This window comes from Bremerella sp. JC817 (assembly GCF_040718835.1).
Taxonomy (GTDB): domain Bacteria; phylum Planctomycetota; class Planctomycetia; order Pirellulales; family Pirellulaceae; genus Bremerella.
In genome coordinates this window covers 1-320 of sequence record NZ_JBFEFG010000003.1, presented here as the reverse complement: position 1 = coordinate 320, position 320 = coordinate 1, and the positions used below count along the sequence as shown (strand labels likewise).

Annotated in this window: 1 protein-coding gene; it reads right to left on the bottom strand. The window is 67.5% G+C overall.

Annotation, left to right across the window (positions count from 1 at the left end):
* Position 1: 1 nt before the first annotated feature.
* A partial coding sequence (locus tag AB1L30_RS00015) for an aldehyde dehydrogenase family protein (protein ID WP_367011315.1) occupies positions 2 to 320 on the bottom strand: 319 nt, incomplete at its 5' end.

Sequence of the window (320 nt, the reverse complement as noted above, 5' to 3'; positions counted from 1 at the left end):
GTCAGCCTTCGTGGACGGCCTTGGTGACCATGCAGGCCATCACGCCTTCGTGGCCGTCCTCGCTCCCGTGTCCCGACCACTTGACCCCTCCGAAGGGCGCATCGACGAAGCTGACATTGCCGCCATTGATGGCGAGCATGCCCGCCTCGACCTCGGCCGCCAGCCGGTCGCGGCGTGCGGGATCGCTCGTCCAGGCATAGGCCGCCAGTCCGTAGGGGAGACGGTTCGCTTCCGCGATCATCGCATCCTCGCCCGCGTACCGGTTGAGGAGCGCGACGGGCCCGAACGGTTCTTCCGTCATCATGTCTGCATCGAGCGGC